Origin of the sequence: Streptomyces angustmyceticus (assembly GCF_040701845.1) — a bacterium.
In the GTDB taxonomy this organism is placed as follows: Bacteria; Actinomycetota; Actinomycetes; order Streptomycetales; family Streptomycetaceae; genus Streptomyces; species Streptomyces angustmyceticus_A.
Genome location: NZ_JBFBHQ010000024.1, coordinates 18546 through 36431 on the forward strand (window position 1 = coordinate 18546; position 17886 = coordinate 36431).

At 71.1% G+C, this 17886-nt stretch carries 18 protein-coding genes; 3 read left to right on the forward strand and 15 right to left on the reverse strand.

Annotation, left to right across the window (positions count from 1 at the left end):
* Window positions 1-8: 8 nt before the first annotated feature.
* Genes nuoK through AB0411_RS30845 form a run of 11 tightly spaced genes read right to left on the reverse strand, consistent with a single transcriptional unit; the run spans window position 9 to window position 10984 of the window.
* Window positions 9-308, reverse strand: coding sequence for an NADH-quinone oxidoreductase subunit NuoK (nuoK, locus tag AB0411_RS30795; RefSeq protein WP_018090964.1), 300 nt, complete (start codon window positions 306-308; stop codon window positions 9-11).
* Window positions 305-1174: an NADH-quinone oxidoreductase subunit J gene (locus AB0411_RS30800; RefSeq protein ID WP_366420555.1), complete on the reverse strand. Its 870-nt coding sequence runs from the start codon at window positions 1172-1174 to the stop codon at window positions 305-307. The genes nuoK and AB0411_RS30800 overlap by 4 nt, the downstream gene beginning before the upstream one ends.
* Window positions 1171-1761, reverse strand: a complete 591-nt coding sequence (gene nuoI, locus AB0411_RS30805) for an NADH-quinone oxidoreductase subunit NuoI (protein ID WP_366420556.1) — start codon at window positions 1759-1761, stop codon at window positions 1171-1173. The genes AB0411_RS30800 and nuoI overlap by 4 nt, the downstream gene beginning before the upstream one ends.
* Window positions 1754-3142: an NADH-quinone oxidoreductase subunit NuoH gene (gene nuoH, locus AB0411_RS30810; protein WP_403152898.1), complete on the reverse strand. Its 1389-nt coding sequence runs from the start codon at window positions 3140-3142 to the stop codon at window positions 1754-1756. The genes nuoI and nuoH overlap by 8 nt, the downstream gene beginning before the upstream one ends.
* Window positions 3139-5646, reverse strand: a complete 2508-nt coding sequence (locus tag AB0411_RS30815; RefSeq protein WP_366420557.1) for an NADH-quinone oxidoreductase subunit G — start codon at window positions 5644-5646, stop codon at window positions 3139-3141. Before AB0411_RS30815 ends, nuoH begins: the two co-directional genes overlap by 4 nt.
* A complete protein-coding gene (gene nuoF / locus AB0411_RS30820; RefSeq protein WP_366420558.1) occupies window positions 5643-7025 on the reverse strand; it encodes an NADH-quinone oxidoreductase subunit NuoF in 1383 nt (460 codons plus the stop codon). The genes AB0411_RS30815 and nuoF overlap by 4 nt, the downstream gene beginning before the upstream one ends.
* On the reverse strand, window positions 7025-7888 hold the full coding sequence (nuoE, locus tag AB0411_RS30825; RefSeq protein WP_366420627.1) for an NADH-quinone oxidoreductase subunit NuoE: 864 nt from the start codon (window positions 7886-7888) through the stop codon (window positions 7025-7027). The genes nuoF and nuoE overlap by 1 nt, the downstream gene beginning before the upstream one ends.
* A 35-nt stretch (window positions 7889-7923) precedes the next feature.
* Complete coding sequence (locus AB0411_RS30830; RefSeq protein WP_366420559.1) at window positions 7924-9300, reverse strand: NADH-quinone oxidoreductase subunit D; 1377 nt, start codon at window positions 9298-9300, stop codon at window positions 7924-7926.
* Window positions 9300-10064 (reverse strand): NADH-quinone oxidoreductase subunit C, encoded by a 765-nt coding sequence (locus AB0411_RS30835; protein ID WP_366420560.1) that lies wholly within the window; start codon window positions 10062-10064, stop codon window positions 9300-9302. The genes AB0411_RS30830 and AB0411_RS30835 overlap by 1 nt, the downstream gene beginning before the upstream one ends.
* The gene (locus AB0411_RS30840; protein ID WP_030074638.1) at window positions 10061-10615 is read right to left on the reverse strand and encodes a NuoB/complex I 20 kDa subunit family protein; all 555 of its coding nucleotides are present in this window, start codon (window positions 10613-10615) and stop codon (window positions 10061-10063) included. The genes AB0411_RS30835 and AB0411_RS30840 overlap by 4 nt, the downstream gene beginning before the upstream one ends.
* A 9-nt stretch (window positions 10616-10624) precedes the next feature.
* On the reverse strand, window positions 10625-10984 hold the full coding sequence (locus tag AB0411_RS30845) for an NADH-quinone oxidoreductase subunit A (RefSeq protein WP_006604811.1): 360 nt from the start codon (window positions 10982-10984) through the stop codon (window positions 10625-10627).
* Window positions 10985-11710: 726 nt separating this feature from the next.
* On the opposite strand from AB0411_RS30845, the gene AB0411_RS30850 reads away from it, so the two are divergent.
* Together AB0411_RS30850 and AB0411_RS30855 are read left to right on the forward strand one after the other, a co-directional pair.
* Window positions 11711-12508 (forward strand): C40 family peptidase, encoded by a 798-nt coding sequence (locus tag AB0411_RS30850; protein WP_366420561.1) that lies wholly within the window; start codon window positions 11711-11713, stop codon window positions 12506-12508.
* Window positions 12509-12769: 261 nt separating this feature from the next.
* Entirely contained in the window at window positions 12770-13603 is an 834-nt protein-coding gene (locus AB0411_RS30855) for an ATP nucleotide 3'-pyrophosphokinase (RefSeq protein ID WP_366420562.1), read from the forward strand.
* 270 nt (window positions 13604-13873) lie between these two features.
* On the opposite strand, the gene AB0411_RS30860 is transcribed toward AB0411_RS30855, so the two are convergent.
* Together AB0411_RS30860 and AB0411_RS30865 are read right to left on the reverse strand one after the other, a co-directional pair.
* Entirely contained in the window at window positions 13874-14329 is a 456-nt protein-coding gene (locus AB0411_RS30860; protein WP_366420563.1) for a carboxymuconolactone decarboxylase family protein, read from the reverse strand.
* A 147-nt stretch (window positions 14330-14476) separates the two neighbouring features.
* On the reverse strand, window positions 14477-15985 hold the full coding sequence (locus AB0411_RS30865) for a geranylgeranyl reductase family protein (protein ID WP_366420564.1): 1509 nt from the start codon (window positions 15983-15985) through the stop codon (window positions 14477-14479).
* Here AB0411_RS30865 and AB0411_RS30870 point away from each other — a divergent pair.
* Window positions 15896-16429 carry a GNAT family N-acetyltransferase gene (locus AB0411_RS30870; protein ID WP_366420565.1) on the forward strand — a complete coding sequence of 178 codons (534 nt, stop codon included), beginning with the start codon at window positions 15896-15898 and terminating at the stop codon, window positions 16427-16429. The two genes, AB0411_RS30865 and AB0411_RS30870, sit on opposite strands and share 90 nt — an antisense overlap.
* Window positions 16430-16549: 120 nt before the next feature.
* On the opposite strand, the gene AB0411_RS30875 is transcribed toward AB0411_RS30870, so the two are convergent.
* Both AB0411_RS30875 and AB0411_RS30880 read right to left on the reverse strand, forming a co-directional pair.
* On the reverse strand, window positions 16550-17251 hold the full coding sequence (locus AB0411_RS30875) for a demethylmenaquinone methyltransferase (RefSeq protein ID WP_366420566.1): 702 nt from the start codon (window positions 17249-17251) through the stop codon (window positions 16550-16552).
* A gap of 64 nt (window positions 17252-17315) precedes the next feature.
* The gene (locus AB0411_RS30880) at window positions 17316-17882 is read right to left on the reverse strand and encodes an imidazolonepropionase-like domain-containing protein (protein ID WP_366420567.1); all 567 of its coding nucleotides are present in this window, start codon (window positions 17880-17882) and stop codon (window positions 17316-17318) included.
* Window positions 17883-17886: the final 4 nt, after the last annotated feature.

The following is a 17886-nucleotide window of genomic DNA, read 5'->3' on the forward strand; positions in this document are numbered from 1 at the left end:
GCGACCCCTTACAGCTTCATCAGGCTGGCGTCGTCGACCGAGGCCGTATGACGGGTGCGGAAGATCGACACGATGATCGCCAGGCCCACCACGACCTCGGCCGCGGCGACGACCATCGTGAAGAAGGCGATGATCTGGCCGTCGAGATTGCCGTGCATCCGCGAGAAGGTGACGAAGGCGAGATTGCAGGCGTTGAGCATCAGCTCGATGCACATGAACACCACGATGGCGTTCCGCCTGATCAGCACCCCGGCCGCGCCGATGGTGAACAGCAGGGCGGCGAGATAGAGGTAGTAGACCGGGTTCATTTCTTGGCCCCCTCCTTGTGCTCCTTCGGCGCCACGCCACCGGACGACGAGGACCGGGGCTCATCGGAACCCCGGCCCAGCCAGTCCTCGGAGCGCTCCTCCAGCGCCTTCAGCTCGGCGAGCGACTCGCCGGAGACGTCGCGGACCTGGCCGCGCTCCCTCAGCGTCGGGCTGACGCTGAGGTCGGACGTGGTGCCGTCGGGCAGCAGGCCCGGGATGTCGACGGCGTTGTGCCGGGCGTAGACGCCCGGGGCGGGCAGCGGCGGCACCTGCTTGCCCTCGCGGACCCGCGCCTCGGACTGCTCGCGCTGGGACTTGGCGCGCTCGGTGCGCTCCCGGTGGGTGAGCACCATCGCGCCGACGGCCGCCGTGATCAGCAGGGCGCCGGTGATCTCGAAGGCGAAGACGTACTTGGTGAAGATGAGCGCGGCCAGGCCCTGCACATTGCCGCCGGCGTTGGCCTCGCCCAGGCCGTTGAACTCCTTGAGCGAGGCGTTGGCGATGCCGGCGATCAGCAGGATGCCGAAGCCGAGGCCCAGTCCGGCGGCGAGCCAGCGCTGGCCCTTGAGCGTCTCCTTGAGGGAGTCCGCCGCGGTGACGCCCACCAGCATCACCACGAACAGGAACAGCATCATGATCGCGCCGGTATAGACGACGATCTGGACGACGCCGAGGAAGTACGCGCCGTTGGCCAGGTAGAAGACCGCCAGGACGATCATGGTCCCGGCGAGCGAAAGGGCGCTGTGCACGGCCCGCTTCATCAGGATCGTGCACAGCGCGCCGCTCACGGCGACGATGCCCAGGATCCAGAACTGCACGGCCTCTCCGGTGGAGGTCGTGGAGGCCGCGGCGGCGAGGCCGGTCATGCGTCCGCCTCCTTCTCCTGGGCGGTCCCGCCGGCCTTCTCGCCCTTGGAGACCGCGACCTGACGGACGGTCCCCGGGGCGGCCTCGGTCACCAGGCCCTGGTAGTAGTCCTTCTCCGTCATGCCCGGGTGGATCGCGTGCGGCGAGTCGACCATGGTGTCCGTCAGGCCCGCGAGCAGCTCCTCCTTGGTGTAGATGAGCGATTCGCGGGACCGGTCGGCGAGTTCGTACTCGTTGGTCATCGTCAGCGCGCGGGTGGGGCAGGCCTCCACGCACAGGCCGCACAGGATGCAGCGCAGGTAGTTGATCTGGTAGACGCGGCCGTAGCGCTCACCCGGGGAGTAGCGCTCCTCCTCGGTGTTGTCCGCGCCCTCGACGTAGATCGCGTCCGCCGGGCAGGCCCAGGCGCACAGCTCGCAGCCGATGCACTTCTCCAGCCCGTCCGGATGGCGGTTGAGCTGGTGCCGGCCGTGGAAACGCGGCGCCGTCGGCTTCTTCTCCTCCGGGTACTGCTCGGTCAGCCGCTTCTTGAACATGGCCTTGAAGGTCACGCCGAAGCCGGCCACGGGGTTTTGGAACTCAGGCACCGTCGCCCCCCTTTCCGTCGTTTCCGATTCCGTCACCGACAGTGTCCGACCCACCACTGACAATCAGCTCGCGCTCGCGGCGCGGCCGGCGCCGCGGCGCCGGCGGCAGGCTCTGTCCGGGCAGCGGCGGCACGGGGAAGCCGCCGGCCATCGGGTCGAAGGCCCCGTCGCCGTCCGTCTCCTCCTCCCGCTCGCCGCGCCGGAAGAAGTCCACGAGGAGGGAGACCAGCAGCAGCGCGACGGCGCCGCCGGCGACGTAGAGCACGATCTGGGAGAAGTCGTAGCCCTCGTTCTTCAGCGCCCGGACGGTGGCGACCAGCATCAGCCAGACCAGCGAGACCGGGATGAGGACCTTCCAGCCCAGCTTCATGAACTGGTCGTAGCGCACCCGGGGCAGGGTGCCGCGCAGCCAGATGAAGAAGAACAGCAGCAGCTGCACCTTGACCGTGAACCAGAGCAGCGGCCACCAGCCGTGGTTCGCGCCCTCCCAGAAGGTGGAGATCGGCCAGGGCGCCTTCCACCCGCCCAGGAAGAGCGTGATCGCGACCGCCGAGACGGTGACCATGTTGATGTACTCGGCGAGCATGAACATCGCGAACTTGATGGAGGAGTACTCGGTGTTGAAGCCGCCGACGAGGTCGCCCTCGGACTCCGGCATGTCGAACGGCGCCCGGTTGGTCTCGCCCACCATCGCGACGATGTAGATGATGAAGGACACCGGCAGCAGCAGGACGTACCACCTGTTCTGCTGCGACTCCACGATGGTCGACGTCGACATCGACCCGGAGTAGAGGAACACCGCCGCGAACGACATGCCCATCGCGATCTCGTACGAGATCATCTGCGCGCACGAGCGCAGCCCGCCGAGCAGCGGATAGGTGGAGCCGGACGACCAGCCCGCCAGCACGATCCCGTAGATGCCGACGGAGGCCGTGGCCAGGATGTAGAGGATGCCGATCGGCAGGTCGGTGAGCTGCATCGGGGTGCGGACCCCGAAGATCGAGATCTCGTTGCCGGCCGGGCCGAAGGGGATCACCGCGATCGCCATGAAGGCCGGGATGGCCGCCACGACCGGCGCGAGGATGTAGACCACCTTGTCGGCCCGCTTGACGACCAGGTCCTCCTTCAGCATCAGCTTGACGCCGTCGGCGAGGGACTGCAGCATCCCCCAGGGGCCGTGCCGGTTGGGGCCGATGCGCAACTGCATCCAGGCGACGACCTTGCGCTCCCAGACGATGGAGAACAACACCGTCAGCATCAGGAACGCGAAGCAGAAGACCGCCTTGACGACGACCAGCCACCACGGGTCGCGGCCGAACATCGACAGGTCCTCCTGCGCCAGCGCACCGCCGGCCGCAGCGAATTGACCGAGCTGCATCATGCGTCCACCTCCTCGGCCGGCTCCGGCGTGCCCGGGACGGCGGAGATCTTCACCAGGTCACCGGGTTGCGCCCCGGTGTCGGCGGCGACTCCACCGCCCGTCGAGTTGAGCGGCAGCCACACCACCCGGTCGGGCATCGGCGTGACCCGCAGCGGCAGGCGGACCGCGCCGGCCGGTCCGGTGACCGCCAGCAGGTCGCCGTCCTTGACCCCGGTCTCCTGCGCGGTGGTCTGCGACAGCCGGGCGAGGGCGGCGTGCCGGGTGCCGGCCAGCGCCTCGTCGCCTTCCTGGAGCAGACCCTGGTCCAGCAGGAGCCGGTGTCCGGCGAGGACGGCCTCGCCGGGCTCGGGGCGGGGCAGCGGGCGCCCCGTCTCCAGGGGCTCGCCCGCACGGGGGCCGTCCCAGCCGCCGAGCCGGTCCAGTTCGCGGCGTACGGAGCGGATGTCCGGCAGCGCCAGATGGACGTCGAGGGCGTCGGCGAGCATGTGCAGCACCCGGGAGTCCGGCAGCAGGTGCCGGCGGGTCATCTGGTCCGGTTTGAGCGCGGCCTCGAACAGCCGCGCCCGGCCCTCCCAGTTGAGGAAGGTGCCGGCCTTCTCCACCACGGCCGCCACCGGCAGGACCACGTCCGCCCGCTCGGTGACCTGCGAGGGCCGCAGCTCCAGGCTGACCAGGAAGCCGACCTCGTCCAGGGCGGCCAGCGCGCGGGCCGGGTCCGGCAGGTCGGCCACCTCGACGCCCGCCACCAGCAGGGCGCCGATCTCGCCGGTCGCCGCGGCCTCGATGATCTGGCCGGTGTCCCGGCCGTGCCGCTGCGGCAGCGCGGCCACGCCCCAGGCGGCCGCGACCTCGTCGCGGGCGCGCGGGTCGGTGGCCGGCCGGCCGCCGGGCAGCAGGCCGGGCAGGGCGCCCGCTTCGAGGGCGCCGCGTTCGCCCGCCCGGCGCGGGATCCACACCAGCCGGGCGCCGGTGGCACGGGCGGCGCGGACGGCGGAGGTCAGGGCGCCGGGCACGGCCGCCAGCCGCTCGCCGACGACGATCACCGCGCCGTCGGCCCGGAGCGCCTCGGCCGCGGCCTGCCCCTCACCGTCCAGGCCGACGCCGCCCGCAAGCGCGTCCAGCCATTCGGTCTCGGTGCCGGGCGCGGCCGGCAGCAGCGTGCCGCCGGCCTTGATCAGCCCGCGGGAGGCGTGTCCGGCCAGCCCGAAGGTGCGCTGGCCGCTCCTGCGGTGCGCCTTGCGCAGCCGCAGGAAGACGCCGGGCGCCTCCTCCTCGGCCTCGATCCCGGCCAGCAGGACGGCCGGTGCCTGCTCCAGCGCGGTGTACGTGACCCCGCTGCCGTCCAGATCCCTGCCGCGCCCGGCGACCCGGGACGCCAGGAAGTCGGCCTCCTCGGCGCTGTGCACCCGCGCCCGGAAGTCGATGTCGTTGGTGTCCAGCGCGATCCGGGCGAACTTGGCGTAGGCGTAGGCGTCCTCGACGGTCAGCCGGCCGCCGGTGAGGACACCGGTGCGTCCCCTGGCGGCGGACAGCCCGCGGGCCGCGGCCGCCAGGGCCTCGGGCCAGCTCGCCGGCTCCAGCTCGCCGGACTCCGCGTTGCGCACGAGGGGCTGCTCCAGCCGGTCGCGCTGCTGCGCGTAGCGGAAGGCGAACCGTCCCTTGTCGCAGATCCACTCCTCGTTGACCTCGGGGTCGTTCGCCGCCAGCCGCCGCATGACCTTGCCGCGCCGGTGGTCGGTGCGCGTCGCGCAGCCGCCCGCGCAGTGCTCGCACACCGACGGCGAGGAGACCAGGTCGAAGGGGCGGGAGCGGAAGCGGTACGCGGCGGAGGTGAGCGCGCCGACGGGGCAGATCTGGATGGTGTTGCCGGAGAAGTACGACTGGAAGGGGTCGCCCTCTCCGGTGCCGACCTGCTGGAGGGCGCCGCGCTCGACCAGCTCGATCATCGGGTCGCCGGCGATCTGGTTGCTGAAGCGGGTGCAGCGCGCGCACAGCACGCACCGCTCGCGGTCCAGCAGCACCTGGGTGGAGATCGGCACCGGCTTGGCGAACGTGCGCTTCTTGCCCTCGAAGCGCGACTCCGGGTCGCCGACCTGCATCGCCTGGTTCTGCAGCGGGCACTCGCCGCCCTTGTCGCAGACCGGGCAGTCCAGCGGGTGGTTGATCAGCAGCAGCTCCATCACCCCGCGCTGGGCCTTCTCGGCCACCGGCGAGGTGAGCTGCGACTTGACGACCATGCCGTCGGTGCAGGTGATGGTGCAGGAGGCCATCGGCTTGCGCTGGCCCTCGACCTCGACGATGCACTGCCGGCAGGCGCCCGCCGGGTCCAGCAGCGGGTGGTCGCAAAAGCGCGGGATCTCGATTCCGAGGAGCTCGGCGGCACGGATGACCAGCGTCCCCTTGGGGACGGAGATCTCGATGCCGTCGATCGTCAGGGTGACGAGGTCCTCCGGCGGGATCGCCGCCTCGCCGCCCCCCGAGGGAGCACTTGTGGTGACGGTCATGCGTTCACCCCCAGGTGAGCGTCGTTGTCGGCCCAGAGGGTCGACTTGGCCGGGTCGAAGGGGCAGCCCTTGCCGGTGATGTGCTGCTCGTACTCCTCGCGGAAGTACTTCAGCGAGGAGAAGATCGGCGAGGCGGCGCCGTCGCCGAGGGCGCAGAAGGACTTGCCGTTGATGTTGTCGGCGATGTCGTTCAGCTTGTCGAGGTCGTCCGGGCGGCCCTTGCCGGCCTCGATGTCGCGCAGCAACTGCACCAGCCAGTAGGTCCCTTCGCGGCAGGGCGTGCACTTGCCGCAGGACTCGTGCGCGTAGAACTCGGTCCAGCGGGTGACCGCCCGCACCACGCAGGTGGTCTCGTCGAAGCACTGCAGCGCCTTGGTGCCGAGCATCGATCCGGCCGCGCCGACGCCCTCGTAGTCGAGGGGGACGTCGAGGTGCTCGTCGGTGAACATCGGTGTCGAGGAGCCGCCCGGCGTCCAGAACTTCAGCCGGTGGCCGCGGCGCATGCCGCCGCTCATGTCCAGCAGCTGGCGCAGGGTGACGCCCAACGGGGCCTCGTACTGGCCGGGGCCGGCGACGTGGCCGCTGAGCGAGTAGAGCGTGAAGCCCGGGGACTTCTCGCTGCCCATGGACCGGAACCAGTCCTTGCCCCGGTTCATGATGGCGGGAACCGAGGCGATGGACTCGACGTTGTTCACCACGGTGGGGCAGGCGTACAGGCCCGCCACCGCGGGGAAGGGGGGACGCAGCCGGGGCTGTCCGCGACGCCCTTCCAGCGAGTCCAGCAGAGCGGTCTCCTCACCGCAGATGTACGCGCCGGCGCCCGCGTGCACGATCACGTCCAGGTCGAGACCCGAGCCGAGGATGTTCCTCCCGAGGAAGCCCGCCGCGTAGGCCTCGCGCACGGCTTCGTGCAGCCGGCGCAGGACCGGCACGACCTCGCCGCGCAGATAGATGAAGGCGTGGTGCGAGCGGATCGCATGGCAGGCGATCACGATCCCCTCGATGAGGGAGTGCGGGTTCGCGAAGAGGAGCGGGATGTCCTTGCAGGTACCGGGCTCCGACTCGTCGGCGTTGACGACGAGGTAGTGCGGTTTGCCGTCGCCCTGCGGGATGAACTGCCACTTCATCCCGGTCGGGAAGCCCGCGCCGCCGCGGCCGCGCAGCCCGGAGTCCTTGATGTACGCGATGACGTCGTCCGGGGGCATGGCGAGCGCCTTGCGCAGGCCCTCGTAGCCCTCGTGCCGGCGGTAGGTCTCCAGCGTCCAGGGTTCGGGCTGGTCCCAGAAGGCGGACAGGACGGGCGTCAGGAGCTTCTCGGGGTTGGTCTCCCCGCCGGCCTCCGGCCGGGAGGCGCCCCCGTGTTCGGCTGCCACTGTCATCACTCCCCCTCCTCTGCTGCGGGTCCGGCAGGGTGCTGGTCGTCGGAGGCCGAGGTCTGCTGCGGTGCGTCGTGGGAGCTGGGGTGCCCGGCGGGCGGCTCCTCGGCGGGGTGGCCGGACGGGGGTTCGCCGCCGGCGCGGTCGGCGCCGCCGTCGGTGGTGGCGCGCGGCGCGATGACGTGGTCGGCGCCGCGGCCGGGGGCGGCTTCGCCCTTGGCGAGCCGCAGGCCGATCAGCGAGGCGGGGCCCGCTCCGCCGGTGGCCTCGACGGCGCCCGGCCGCTCGTCCGGGAAGCCGGCGAGCATCCGGGCCGTCTCCTTGAAGGTGCACAGCGGCGCGCCCCGGGTGGGCCGCACGCTCCGGCCGGCCCGCAGGTCGTCGACGAGCTGCCGGGCGGACTGCGGCGTCTGGTTGTCGAAGAACTCCCAGTTGACCATCACCACCGGGGCGAAGTCGCAGGCCGCGTTGCACTCGATGTGCTCGAGGGTGACGGCGCCGTCCTCGGTGGTCTCGCCGTTGCCGACGCCGAGGTGCTCCTTGAGGTCCTCGAAGATGGCGTCGCCGCCCATCACCGCGCACAGCGTGTTGGTGCAGACCCCGACCTGGTAGTCCCCGCTCGCCTTGCGGCGGTACATGGAGTAGAAGGTCGAGACCGCGGTGACCTCGGCGGTGGTGAGGTCGAGCATCTCGGCGCAGAAGCGGATGCCGGTGCGGGTGACGTGCCCTTCCTCGGCCTGGACGAGGTGCAGCAGCGGCAGCAGCGCCGAGCGCGCGCCGGGGTAGCGGGCGATCACCTCCTTGGCGTCCGCCTCCAGCCGGGCCCGTACGTCCACCGGGTAGTCGGGGGCGGGGAGCGCGGGCATCCCCAGCTGCACGTCATGGTTTGCCGGAGTGGCGTTCACCGGTCGACGCCTCCCATCACGGGGTCGATGGACGCGACGGCGACGATGACGTCGGCGACCTGGCCGCCCTCGCACATCGCCGCCATGGCCTGGAGGTTGGTGAAGGACGGGTCGCGGAAGTGCACCCGGTAGGGACGGGTGCCGCCGTCGCTGACCGCATGCACGCCCAGCTCGCCCTTGGGCGACTCGACGGCCGCGTACGTCTGTCCGGGCGGGACCCGGAAGCCCTCGGTCACCAGCTTGAAGTGGTGGATCAGGGCCTCCATCGAGGTGCCCATGATCTTCTTGATGTGGTCGAGGGAGTTGCCCAGGCCGTCCGGCCCGAGGGCCAGCTGGGCGGGCCAGGCGATCTTCTTGTCCGCGACCATCACCGGGCCGGGCTCCAGCCGGTCCAGGCACTGCTCGACGATCCGCAGCGACTGGCGCATCTCCTCCAGCCGGATGAGGAACCGGCCGTAGGAGTCGCAGGTGTCGGCGGTCGGCACCTCGAAGTCGTAGGTCTCGTAACCGCAGTACGGCTGCGTCTTGCGCAGGTCGTGCGGCAGTCCGGCGGAGCGCACGATGGGCCCCGTGGCGCCGGTGGCCATGCAGCCGGCCAGGTCGAGGTAGCCGATGCCTTCCATGCGGCCCTTGAAGACCGGGTTGCCGGTGGCGAGCTTGTCGTACTCGCCGATGTTCTTGCGCATCTTCTTCACGAACTCGCGCACCTGGTCGACCGCCCCCGGGGGAAGGTCCTGGGCGAGGCCGCCGGGCCGGATGTAGGCGTGGTTCATCCGCAGGCCGGTGATCAGCTCGTAGAGGTCGAGGATGAGCTCGCGGTCGCGGAAGCCGTAGATCATGATCGTGGTGGCGCCCAGCTCCATACCGCCGGTGGCGATCGCCACGAGGTGCGAGCTCATCCGGTTGAGCTCCATCAGCAGCACGCGGATGACGGAGGCCCGGTCGGGGACCTGGTCGGTGATCCCGAGGAGCTTCTCCACGGCCAGGCAGTAGGCCGTCTCGTTGAAGAAGGGCGTCAGGTAGTCCATGCGCGTGACGAAGGTGGTGCCCTGCGTCCAGGTCCGGAATTCGAGGTTCTTCTCGATGCCGGTGTGCAGGTAGCCGATGCCGCAGCGGGCCTCGGTGACGGTCTCGCCGTCGATCTCCAGGATCAGCCGGAGCACGCCGTGGGTGGAGGGGTGCTGCGGCCCCATGTTGACGATGATCCGCTCGTCGTCGGACTTCACGGCGGCGGCCGCGATCTCGTCCCAGTCGCCGCCGGAGACGTTGTAGACCGTGCCCTCGGTGGTCTCCCGGGCCAGGGACTCCGCGGTGTCGAAGTCGCTGGAGGTGCGGTGGCCGTTCGAGGAGTGGGAGTGCGGTGCAGTAGTCATCAGCTGTACGACCTCCGCTGGTCGGGAGCCGGAATCTGGGCGCCCTTGTACTCGACGGGAATGCCGCCGAGCGGGTAGTCCTTACGCTGCGGGAAGCCCTGCCAGTCGTCGGGCATCATGATCCGCGTCAGCGCCGGATGGCCGTCGAAAACGATTCCGAAGAAGTCGTAGGTCTCGCGCTCGTGCCAGTCGTTGGTCGGGTAGACCGCCACCAGCGAGGGCACGTGCGGGTCGGCGTCCGGGACGGAGACCTCCAGCCGGATCAGCCGGTTGTGGGTGATCGAGCGCAGGTGGTAGACGGCGTGCAGCTCGCGGCCCTTGTCGCCGGGGAAGTGCACTCCGCTCACGCCCGTGCACAGCTCGAAGCGCAGCGCCGGGTCGTCGCGCAGGATGCGGGCGACGGCCGGCAGGGCGCCGCGCTCGATGTGGAAGGTCAGCTCCGCGCGGTCGACGACGGTCTTCTCGATGACGTTCTCGGGGACCAGGCCCTGTTCGTCGAGGGCGCCCTCCAGCTCGTCGGCGATCTCGTCGAACTGCCCGTAGCCGTCTTCACCACGCGGTCCGCCGTACGGCCGCTGGGTCGCGCCGGGCAGCCGGACGGTCCGTACGAGGCCGCCGTAGCCGCTGGTGTCGCCGCCGTTGTCGGCGCCGAACATGCCGCGGCGGGTGGCGATCGCCTCGCCGGCGTCGTCGCGCTGCGCGGGGACGGCCTCGTCCGTGCCGTTGCGGTCGTCCGGCTCGCCGGGCTTCTTCTGCTCGCTCACCGCAGCAGCCCCTTCATCTCGATCAGCGGGAGTGCCTTGAGCGCCGCTTCCTCCGCCTCGCGGGCGGCCTGCTGCTGATTGACTCCGAGCTTGGTGTTCTGGATCTTCTGGTGCAGCTTGAGAATGGCGTCCATGAGCATCTCGGGACGCGGCGGGCAGCCCGGCAGATAGATGTCGACGGGCACGATGTGGTCGACGCCCTGCACGATCGCGTAGTTGTTGAACATGCCGCCCGACGAGGCGCAAACCCCCATGGAGATCACCCACTTCGGGTCCGGCATCTGGTCGTAGACCTGCCGCAGCACGGGCGCCATCTTCTGGCTCACCCGGCCGGCCACGATCATCAGGTCGGCCTGCCGCGGTGAGCCGCGGAAGACCTCCATGCCGAAGCGGGCCAGGTCGTAGCGCCCGGCGCCGGTCGTCATCATCTCGATGGCGCAGCAGGCCAGCCCGAAGGTCGCGGGGAAGACCGATGATTTGCGCACCCATCCCGCGGCCTGCTCGACAGTGGTCAGCAAAAAGCCGCTCGGCAGCTTCTCCTCAAGTCCCATGTGTGACCCCTAGTCCCATTCCAGGCCGCCACGACGCCAGACATAGGCGTAGGCGACGAAGACGGTGAGCGCGAAGAGGAGCATCTCGACGAGCCCGAACAGCCCCAGGGCGTCGAAGGTGACGGCCCAGGGGTAGAGGAAGACGATCTCGATGTCGAAGACGATGAAGAGCATCGCCGTCAGGTAGTACTTGATCGGGAAGCGACCGCCACCGGACGGATGTGGCGTCGGCTCGATTCCGCACTCGTACGCCTCGAGCTTGGCCCGGTTGTAGCGCCTGGGCCCGACGAGGGTGGCCATCACGACGGAGAAGATCGCAAAGCCTGCCCCGAGGGCTCCCAGTACGAGGATGGGCGCGTAAGCGTTCACCGTCCTCGCTCCCTTCAGTCGACGATGACTGGATGGCGGTCCGCTCGGGCCCTCCGGCCGCCTCATGGAGATCGTGCACATGTGAGGCAGTTCACAAGCCCGAACCGCCAGCATCTTATGCCCGCTGGTCTGTGATCTGCGACACGGGAGTGAACAACGTCTTTGTGATCTCCACCACCCGGCGAAGGATCATGAAGTCGGATGAGCGGTGATCTTCATACGTGAAGCGCGCGAGTGATCACGAGAGGTGACATTCACGCGGGTTACCGCTGGTCAGGGCAGGGTAGTCACTATCAAGTGAGTGCCGCGGCGGGCAAATTGGCGCTGGACGGCGCCAACTGCTATACGGCGTCGGCCCGTCGGCGTGACCCGCTCGTGACCTGACCGTGATCATCGGTACGTGCATCGGTTCACGAGCGCGCGACCGGCGTCAGGTCACAGGAACATAACGGACACTCAAGAGTGACCTATCCCACGCTATTTCCAGCACTAAGTGCTTGACGTCCGGGAAGCCTTGGCGTGGCGGATGCGGAAGTGATAGGCCCCCACCGCCCCCGCATCGAGCAGCAAATGCCATGCGTAGGAACATGATCGCGAAATTCGGACATCCCGTCGCCGACTCGCTGGGCGACCCAAAAGTCCGATTTATTCGCCGCGTACACGTCAAGTGTGGCGCACTGCACCTTTCTTGGCAGCAACCTGTGGCTCCTGATAGCCGTTATTGCCATGTCCCCGAACGCACTCATACCCAGCCACCGGAAGCCCCGCCGTTCCGCGTCCTCGCGGGCCCTGCGTGCGGGCGTGACCGGTGGCTTCCTCACCCTCGCGGTGACCGGCGCCACCGTGCCGGCCAACGCCGCGCAGAAGCCCGTCTCCGAAACCCAGGAGATGCCGACCATCACGACGGCGCTGGCCACCAGCGCCGCGAAGAGCGCCGACAGCGCCGAGCAGGTCGCGTTCAACTACGAGCGCCAGGCACTCCAGGACAGTGCCTTCTCCAAGGCCGCCAAGGCCGCCGAGAAGCACAAGGCCGAGGCCGTGAAGAAGGCCAAGGCCGAGGCGAAGAAGAAGGCCGAGGAAGCCCGCAAGGCCAAGGAGGCCGCGCAGGCCCGTGCCTCGCGCTCCTCCGAGCGTTCGACCCTGTCCGCCCCGTCGTCGTCCAGCGCCACCGGCAGCACGGCCACCCTCGTCTCCTTCCTGAAGGCGCAGCTGGGCAAGGCCTACGTGCTGGGCTCCAGCGGCCCCTCGTCCTACGACTGCTCCGGCCTGACCCAGGCCGCGTTCAACCAGATCGGCATCGACCTGCCGCGGGTCTCGCAGGACCAGTCCACCGCCGGCACCCAGGTCGGCCTGGACAACCTCCAGGTCGGCGACATCCTGTACTGGGGCAGCGCGGGCAGCGCCTACCACGTCGGCGTCTACGTCGGCGGCGGCAAGTTCATCGGCGCCCAGAACTCCAGCACCGGCATCGTCGAGCGCCCGCTCGACTACGACATGCCGACCGGCGCGGTGCGCGTCCTCTAGGACCGCCGCACCCTCCGTGCCCCACGAGGACCGTCTCTCCTGCCGCTCGGGAGAGGCGGTCCTTCGGCGTGCGGACCCGGCCGCCGCGCCCGGAGGCGGCTGATTCGCGCCGTACAGCGCCATGATCAAGCCACGTACGGGGCCGAAGGCCGTCCGGAGAGCTACCGATGAACGGCGCGCGCCGTTGCACCTCTCGCCCAATGCCGCACATGTGCCACGTGGCGCCGTGCGGCTTCCGCAGAGAGAGGGACCCGCGCTCCGATGAACACCCCTCGTGCCGCACGCCTCGTCACCCGGGCCGCGACGGCCGCCGCACTCGCCACCGCGCTCGGCATGGGCGCCCTCCCCGCCGCGACCGCCGCGGCCCCGTCCGCCGCGCCGGTCTCCGTCCGCACCGCCGGCACCGACCGCGACGGCGGCTGGCACCAGCACGGCCTGCGGCTGAAGGCCGCGGACAACAAGAAGGTGGACGCCTACGTCCGCCGCGCCCACAAGGCCGAGCGCGCCATCAGCCCCGAGGTGCGCGCGGTCGCCCGGATCAGCCATGCCGAGCTGATCGGGTTCGACCAGCGGCTGAAGTCCCCGGACTCGCTCAAGCGCAAGGTCGCCACCTGGATGCGGGAGACCCCGGGCCAGTCGGTGGAGACCTCGCTCGGCATGATCAACGACGCGGTCCGCTTCACCCTCCAGTGGCCCGCCGGCACCTACAGCCAGGGCGTGCGCACCGCGGCCGGGCTGCTGTCCGCCTGGGGCAACGACTCCACCCGGTGGGCCAACACCTGGCACCGGACGGCCGGTTACAAGGCCGTCAACTCCGCCTGGCGCGCACCCCGCTCCCACCAGCTCTTCGAGGTCCAGTTCCACACCCCCGAGAGCAAGGCGGCCCAGCTGGAGACGCACAAGCTCTACGAGGAGCAGCGGCTGCCCGGCACCCCGCCGCAGCGGGTGCGGGAGCTCCAGGACCAGCAGAACGCGATCTTCGCGGCGGTGCCGGTGCCGCCGGGCGCCGAGCGGCTGACCGCCCCGGCCCGCCGGCTGCCGTCCCCCGACCCGGCGCGCCGCCTCCCCGTCCCGGCCCCGCACCCGGCAGGCTGACGGGCAGGTGCCCCGTGGGCGGGCGGTCCCGTCGCCCGCCCACGGCGCACCCGGTGCGGGGCAGGCCCCACGGGAGGGCGGCGGCGACGGCGGCCCTCCGGAAGGCCGACGGGCCGCCGGACAGGCCCCTGGGCCGCCGAGGACTCCCCGGGCCCGCACAGGCCCCTCCCGGGCCTCCTCGCGGCCCCTCACGCCCCCATCGCTGCCCATAAGCCGCAACCCGCCCCAACGGGCCGCACGGGGCCGCAACGGGCCGCAACGGGGCGCCGGTTACCAGCCCGCCCCCGCCGGCTGCCTGGTGGTCGCGTTGAGCCGGTTGAAGAGGTTGGTGATCCCGATCGCCAGGACGAGCGCCGACAACTGCCGCTCGTCGAAGTGGTCGGCGGCGTCGTCCCAGACGGGGTCCGGCACCGGGTCGGAGCTGTCGGCGAGCCGGGTGACGGCCTCGGTGAGGGCCAGCGCGGCGCGCTCGGCGTCCGAGAAGTACGGCGCCTCCCGCCAGGCCGCGACGGCGAACAGCTTCTCGTCGCTCACGCCCGACTTCCTGGCGCTCTTCACTCCCCCGTCGACACAGAAGCTGCAGCCGTTGATCTGGCTCGCGCGCAGATGCACCAGCTCCAGCGTCTCCTCGGGCACGCCGCCCCGACGGGTCGCCCCGACCACGTCCAGGAGAGGCTGCATGGCCTCGGGGAGGACCACCGCGGGGTTCTTCATTCGTGCGTCCATCACTGTCTCCTCGGGAATCTCGTCGTCACCGCACTGACGGATCCCGGCCGGAGAATGTGACGGGGCGGCCCGGGATTTTCCCGGGCCGCCCCGCACGGCACTCGTCGGCGGCCGGCACCAGGCCCCGGACCGGGCCGGCCGCGCGCGTCAGGCCTTCGGCGCGACCTTGCTCAGGCCGTTGATGATGCGGTCCATCGCGTCGCCGCCCGTGGGGTCGGTGAGGTTGGCGAGCATCTTGAGGGTGAAGCGCATCAGCAGCGGGTGGGTCAGACCGCGCTGGGTGGCGATCTTCATGACCTTGGGGTTGCCGATGAGCTTCACGAAGGCGCGGCCCAGGGAGTAGTAGCCGCCGTAGGTGTCCTTGAGGATCTTCGGGTAGCGCTGCAGGGCCAGTTCGCGCTGCGCGTACGTGGCGCGGGCGTGCGCCTGCACGATGACCTCGGCGGCGATCGCGCCGGACTCCATGGCGTAGGCGATGCCCTCGCCGTTGAACGGGTTGACCAGGCCGCCCGCGTCGCCGACCAGCAGCAGGCCCTTGGTGTAGTGCGGCTGGCGGTTGAAGGCCATGGGGAGCGCGGCGCCGCGGATCGGGCCGGTCATGTTCTCCGGGGTGTAGCCCCAGTCGGCGGGCATCGAGGCGCACCACGCCTTGAGGATCTCCCGCCAGTCCAGCTCCTTGAAGGCGGAGCTGGAGTTGAGGATGCCCAGGCCGACGTTGCTGGTCCCGTCGCCCATGCCGAAGATCCAGCCGTAGCCGGGCAGCAGCCGGTCCTGGGCGCCGCGGCGGTCCCACAGCTCCAGCCAGGACTCCAGGTAGTCGTCGTCGTGCCGGGGCGAGGTGAAGTACGTGCGCACGGCCACGCCCATGGGGCGGTCCTCGCGCCGGTGCAGGCCCATGGCCAGCGAGAGCCGGGTGGAGTTGCCGTCGGCGGCGACGACCAGCGGGGCGTGGAAGGTGACCGGGGTCTTCTCCTCGCCGAGCTTGGCGTGCACACCGGTGATGTGGCCGGTCAGCTCGTGGACGATCGGCGCCCCCACGTTGCAGCGCTCGTACAGCCGCGCGCCCGCCTTCTGCGCCTGCCGGGCCAGCTGCTCGTCGAAGTCGTCGCGCTTACGGACCAGCCCGTAGTCGGGGTAGGAGGCCAGTTCCGGCCAGTCGAGCTGGAGGCGGGAGCCGCCGCCGATGATCCGCAGGCCCTTGTTGCGCAGCCAGCCCGCTTCCTCGGAGATGTCGATCCCCATCGCGACCAGCTGCTTGGTGGCGCGCGGGGTCAGCCCGTCGCCGCAGACCTTCTCGCGCGGGAACGCGGTCTTCTCCAGAAGGAGCACGTCCAGACCGGACTTGGCGAGGTGGTAGGCGGTCGCCGAGCCGGCGGGCCCGGCCCCGACGACGATCACATCCGCGCTGTGCTCCGAGCGGGCGCTGGTCACGGAATCGGTCACGGACGCGGACTCGGTCACGGTGCTGTCTCCCGGAAGTCGATAAAGGGAATTCTGGGTGCCGACCGGCACCGGGCACGTGCAGTCTATGGGGGCTGTGGTGATCAGAACCTGAAGGGTTGTGCCGTGAAGTCTGTGAACACCCCGCCCGCACACCGACCGCTCCCCGCCGTCGAACTCCGGGTCCCCACCGAGGAGGACGCGCTGAACTGGCACCGGGTCTTCGACGACCCGGACGTCATGGAGTTCCACGGCGGCGCACCGGCCGAGCTCTCCGTCTACGAGGAACTCACCGCGCGCCAGCGCAGGCACCACGCGGAGCGGGGCTTTTGCCTGTACACGCTGGTGGATCCGGCGGACGGCTCGGTCCTCGGCTTCACCGGCGCCCAGCCGTGGCCGTGGGACTGGGGCCCGGCGGGCGAGATCGAGATCGGCTGGCGGCTCGGCCGCGCCTCCTGGGGCAAGGGCTACGCCACGGCAGCGGCACAGGCGGCGCTGGAGTCCGTCCGCGCGGCGGGCGTGCGCCATGTGGTGGCCATGGTGGACGCGCGCAACGAGCGGTCGATCGCGGTGACCCGGCGGCTGGGCATGCGGCGGGCGGAGACACTGATCACGCCGAAGGGGAAGCGGACGGCGTACTGCCACCGGCTGGATGTGTGAGCGTCCCGCCGCACGAAGGGGCCGGGGCGCGGAACGTCGCGCACCGGCCGCTCCTGCCGTCCGGTCACCGCGGCCGGACGACCGCCCGGCCCGGGAGGGCCGTCGGGCCCCGGCCGCCCGTCAGCCCCCGGCCGGCTTGCGCCCGCGGTGCAGGGCGACGATGCCGCCGGTCAGATTGCGCCAGGCCACCTCGGTCCAGCCCACGCCCTGCAGCCGGGCGGCGAGTTCGGGCTGGTTCGGCCAGGTGCGGATGGACTCGGCGAGATAGACGTAGGCGTCCGGGTTGCTGCTGACCGCACGGGCGACCGGCGGCAGCGCGCGCATCAGGTACTCGGTGTAGACGGTCCGGAACGGCGCCCAGGTCGGCTCGCTGAACTCGCAGATCACCACCCGGCCGCCGGGCTTGGTGACCCGGTACAGCTCGGCCAGCGCGGCATCGGTGTCCTGGATGTTGCGCAGCCCGAACGAGATGGTGACGGCGTCGAACACCCCGTCGGCGAACGGCAGCCGGGTGCCGTCGCCGGCGGTGAACGGCAGCCACGGGTGCCGCTTCTTGCCCTCCCGCAGCATGCCGACGGAGAAGTCGCACGGCACGACGTACGCACCGGTGCGCGCGAACGGCAGCGAGGAGGTGCCCGTACCGGCCGCGAGGTCGAGCACCCGCTCGGCGGGCCGGGCGGCCACCGCGCGGTCCACCTCCTTGCGCCACAGCCGCGCCTGCCCCAGGGAGAGCACGTCGTTGGTGAGGTCGTACCGCGCCGCCACGTCGTCGAACATCGCGGCGACTTCGTGCGGCTGCTTGTCCAGGGATGCTCGGGTCACCCGGCCATTGTCCACCGTGCCGGGGCCGGCACCCGCACCGGGCACGGCCCGGGCGCGGGCGGCGTCAGCGGCGGCGGAAGACGAGCCGGCCGTGCAGGGCGGTGGCCAGGCAGCTGCCGTCCTCGGCGAAGACCGCGAAGTGGGCGGGGCCGCCGACCGCCAGGGCGCGGGGGACACGCCCTGCCGGCTCCGGCAGGCCGGAGCGTTCCACGGCCGTACGGACCGCGGGGCGGTGGAAGGGCCCGGTCAGCGCCGTGGTCCCGGTGGCCATCAGCCGTTGCAGGCCGCGCCGGGCGCTGCCGCCCCAGCGGGTCTCGGTCATGTCGAGGGCGGCGAGCGCCTCGCCGGTGAGCGGCTCGCTGCCGAGGGCGTCCGCCTCGCGCGGGTCGGGGTGGTAGGCGGCCTCCAGCAGGGCGGCGCCGTCGGGTTCGTAGCGGCCGGGCGTCAGCACGCCGTCCCACTCCCGGACCCGGGCCCGCGCGCCGTACTCCGCGAACAGCGCGTCGTAGGGTCCGACGGCGGCGATGCGGCCGCCGTCGACGACGACCGCGTACCCGGCTTCGTCCGGACCGCCGTGCTCCGGATCGTCGACGACCAGGCGGACCGCCCGCACCCGGTGGATCGTCAGCACGGCA

What these genes read in the sequence shown, in the direction of transcription:
- nuoF (WP_366420558.1), bottom strand. Translation starts at nt 7,025, where the DNA reads ATGACAGTGGCAGCCGAACACGGGGGCGCCTCCCGGCCGGAGGCCGGC.
- AB0411_RS30830 (WP_366420559.1), bottom strand. Translation starts at nt 9,300, where the DNA reads ATGACTACTGCACCGCACTCCCACTCCTCGAACGGCCACCGCACCTCC.
- AB0411_RS30855 (WP_366420562.1), top strand. Translation starts at nt 12,770, where the DNA reads ATGAACACCCCTCGTGCCGCACGCCTCGTCACCCGGGCCGCGACGGCC.
- nuoE (WP_366420627.1), bottom strand. Translation starts at nt 7,888, where the DNA reads ATGCCCGCGCTCCCCGCCCCCGACTACCCGGTGGACGTACGGGCCCGG.
- AB0411_RS30850 (WP_366420561.1), top strand. Translation starts at nt 11,711, where the DNA reads ATGTCCCCGAACGCACTCATACCCAGCCACCGGAAGCCCCGCCGTTCC.
- nuoK (WP_018090964.1), bottom strand. Translation starts at nt 308, where the DNA reads ATGAACCCGGTCTACTACCTCTATCTCGCCGCCCTGCTGTTCACCATC.
- AB0411_RS30840 (WP_030074638.1), bottom strand. Translation starts at nt 10,615, where the DNA reads ATGGGACTTGAGGAGAAGCTGCCGAGCGGCTTTTTGCTGACCACTGTC.
- AB0411_RS30800 (WP_366420555.1), bottom strand. Translation starts at nt 1,174, where the DNA reads ATGACCGGCCTCGCCGCCGCGGCCTCCACGACCTCCACCGGAGAGGCC.
- nuoH (WP_403152898.1), bottom strand. Translation starts at nt 3,142, where the DNA reads ATGATGCAGCTCGGTCAATTCGCTGCGGCCGGCGGTGCGCTGGCGCAG.
- AB0411_RS30815 (WP_366420557.1), bottom strand. Translation starts at nt 5,646, where the DNA reads ATGACCGTCACCACAAGTGCTCCCTCGGGGGGCGGCGAGGCGGCGATC.
- AB0411_RS30860 (WP_366420563.1), bottom strand. Translation starts at nt 14,329, where the DNA reads ATGGACGCACGAATGAAGAACCCCGCGGTGGTCCTCCCCGAGGCCATG.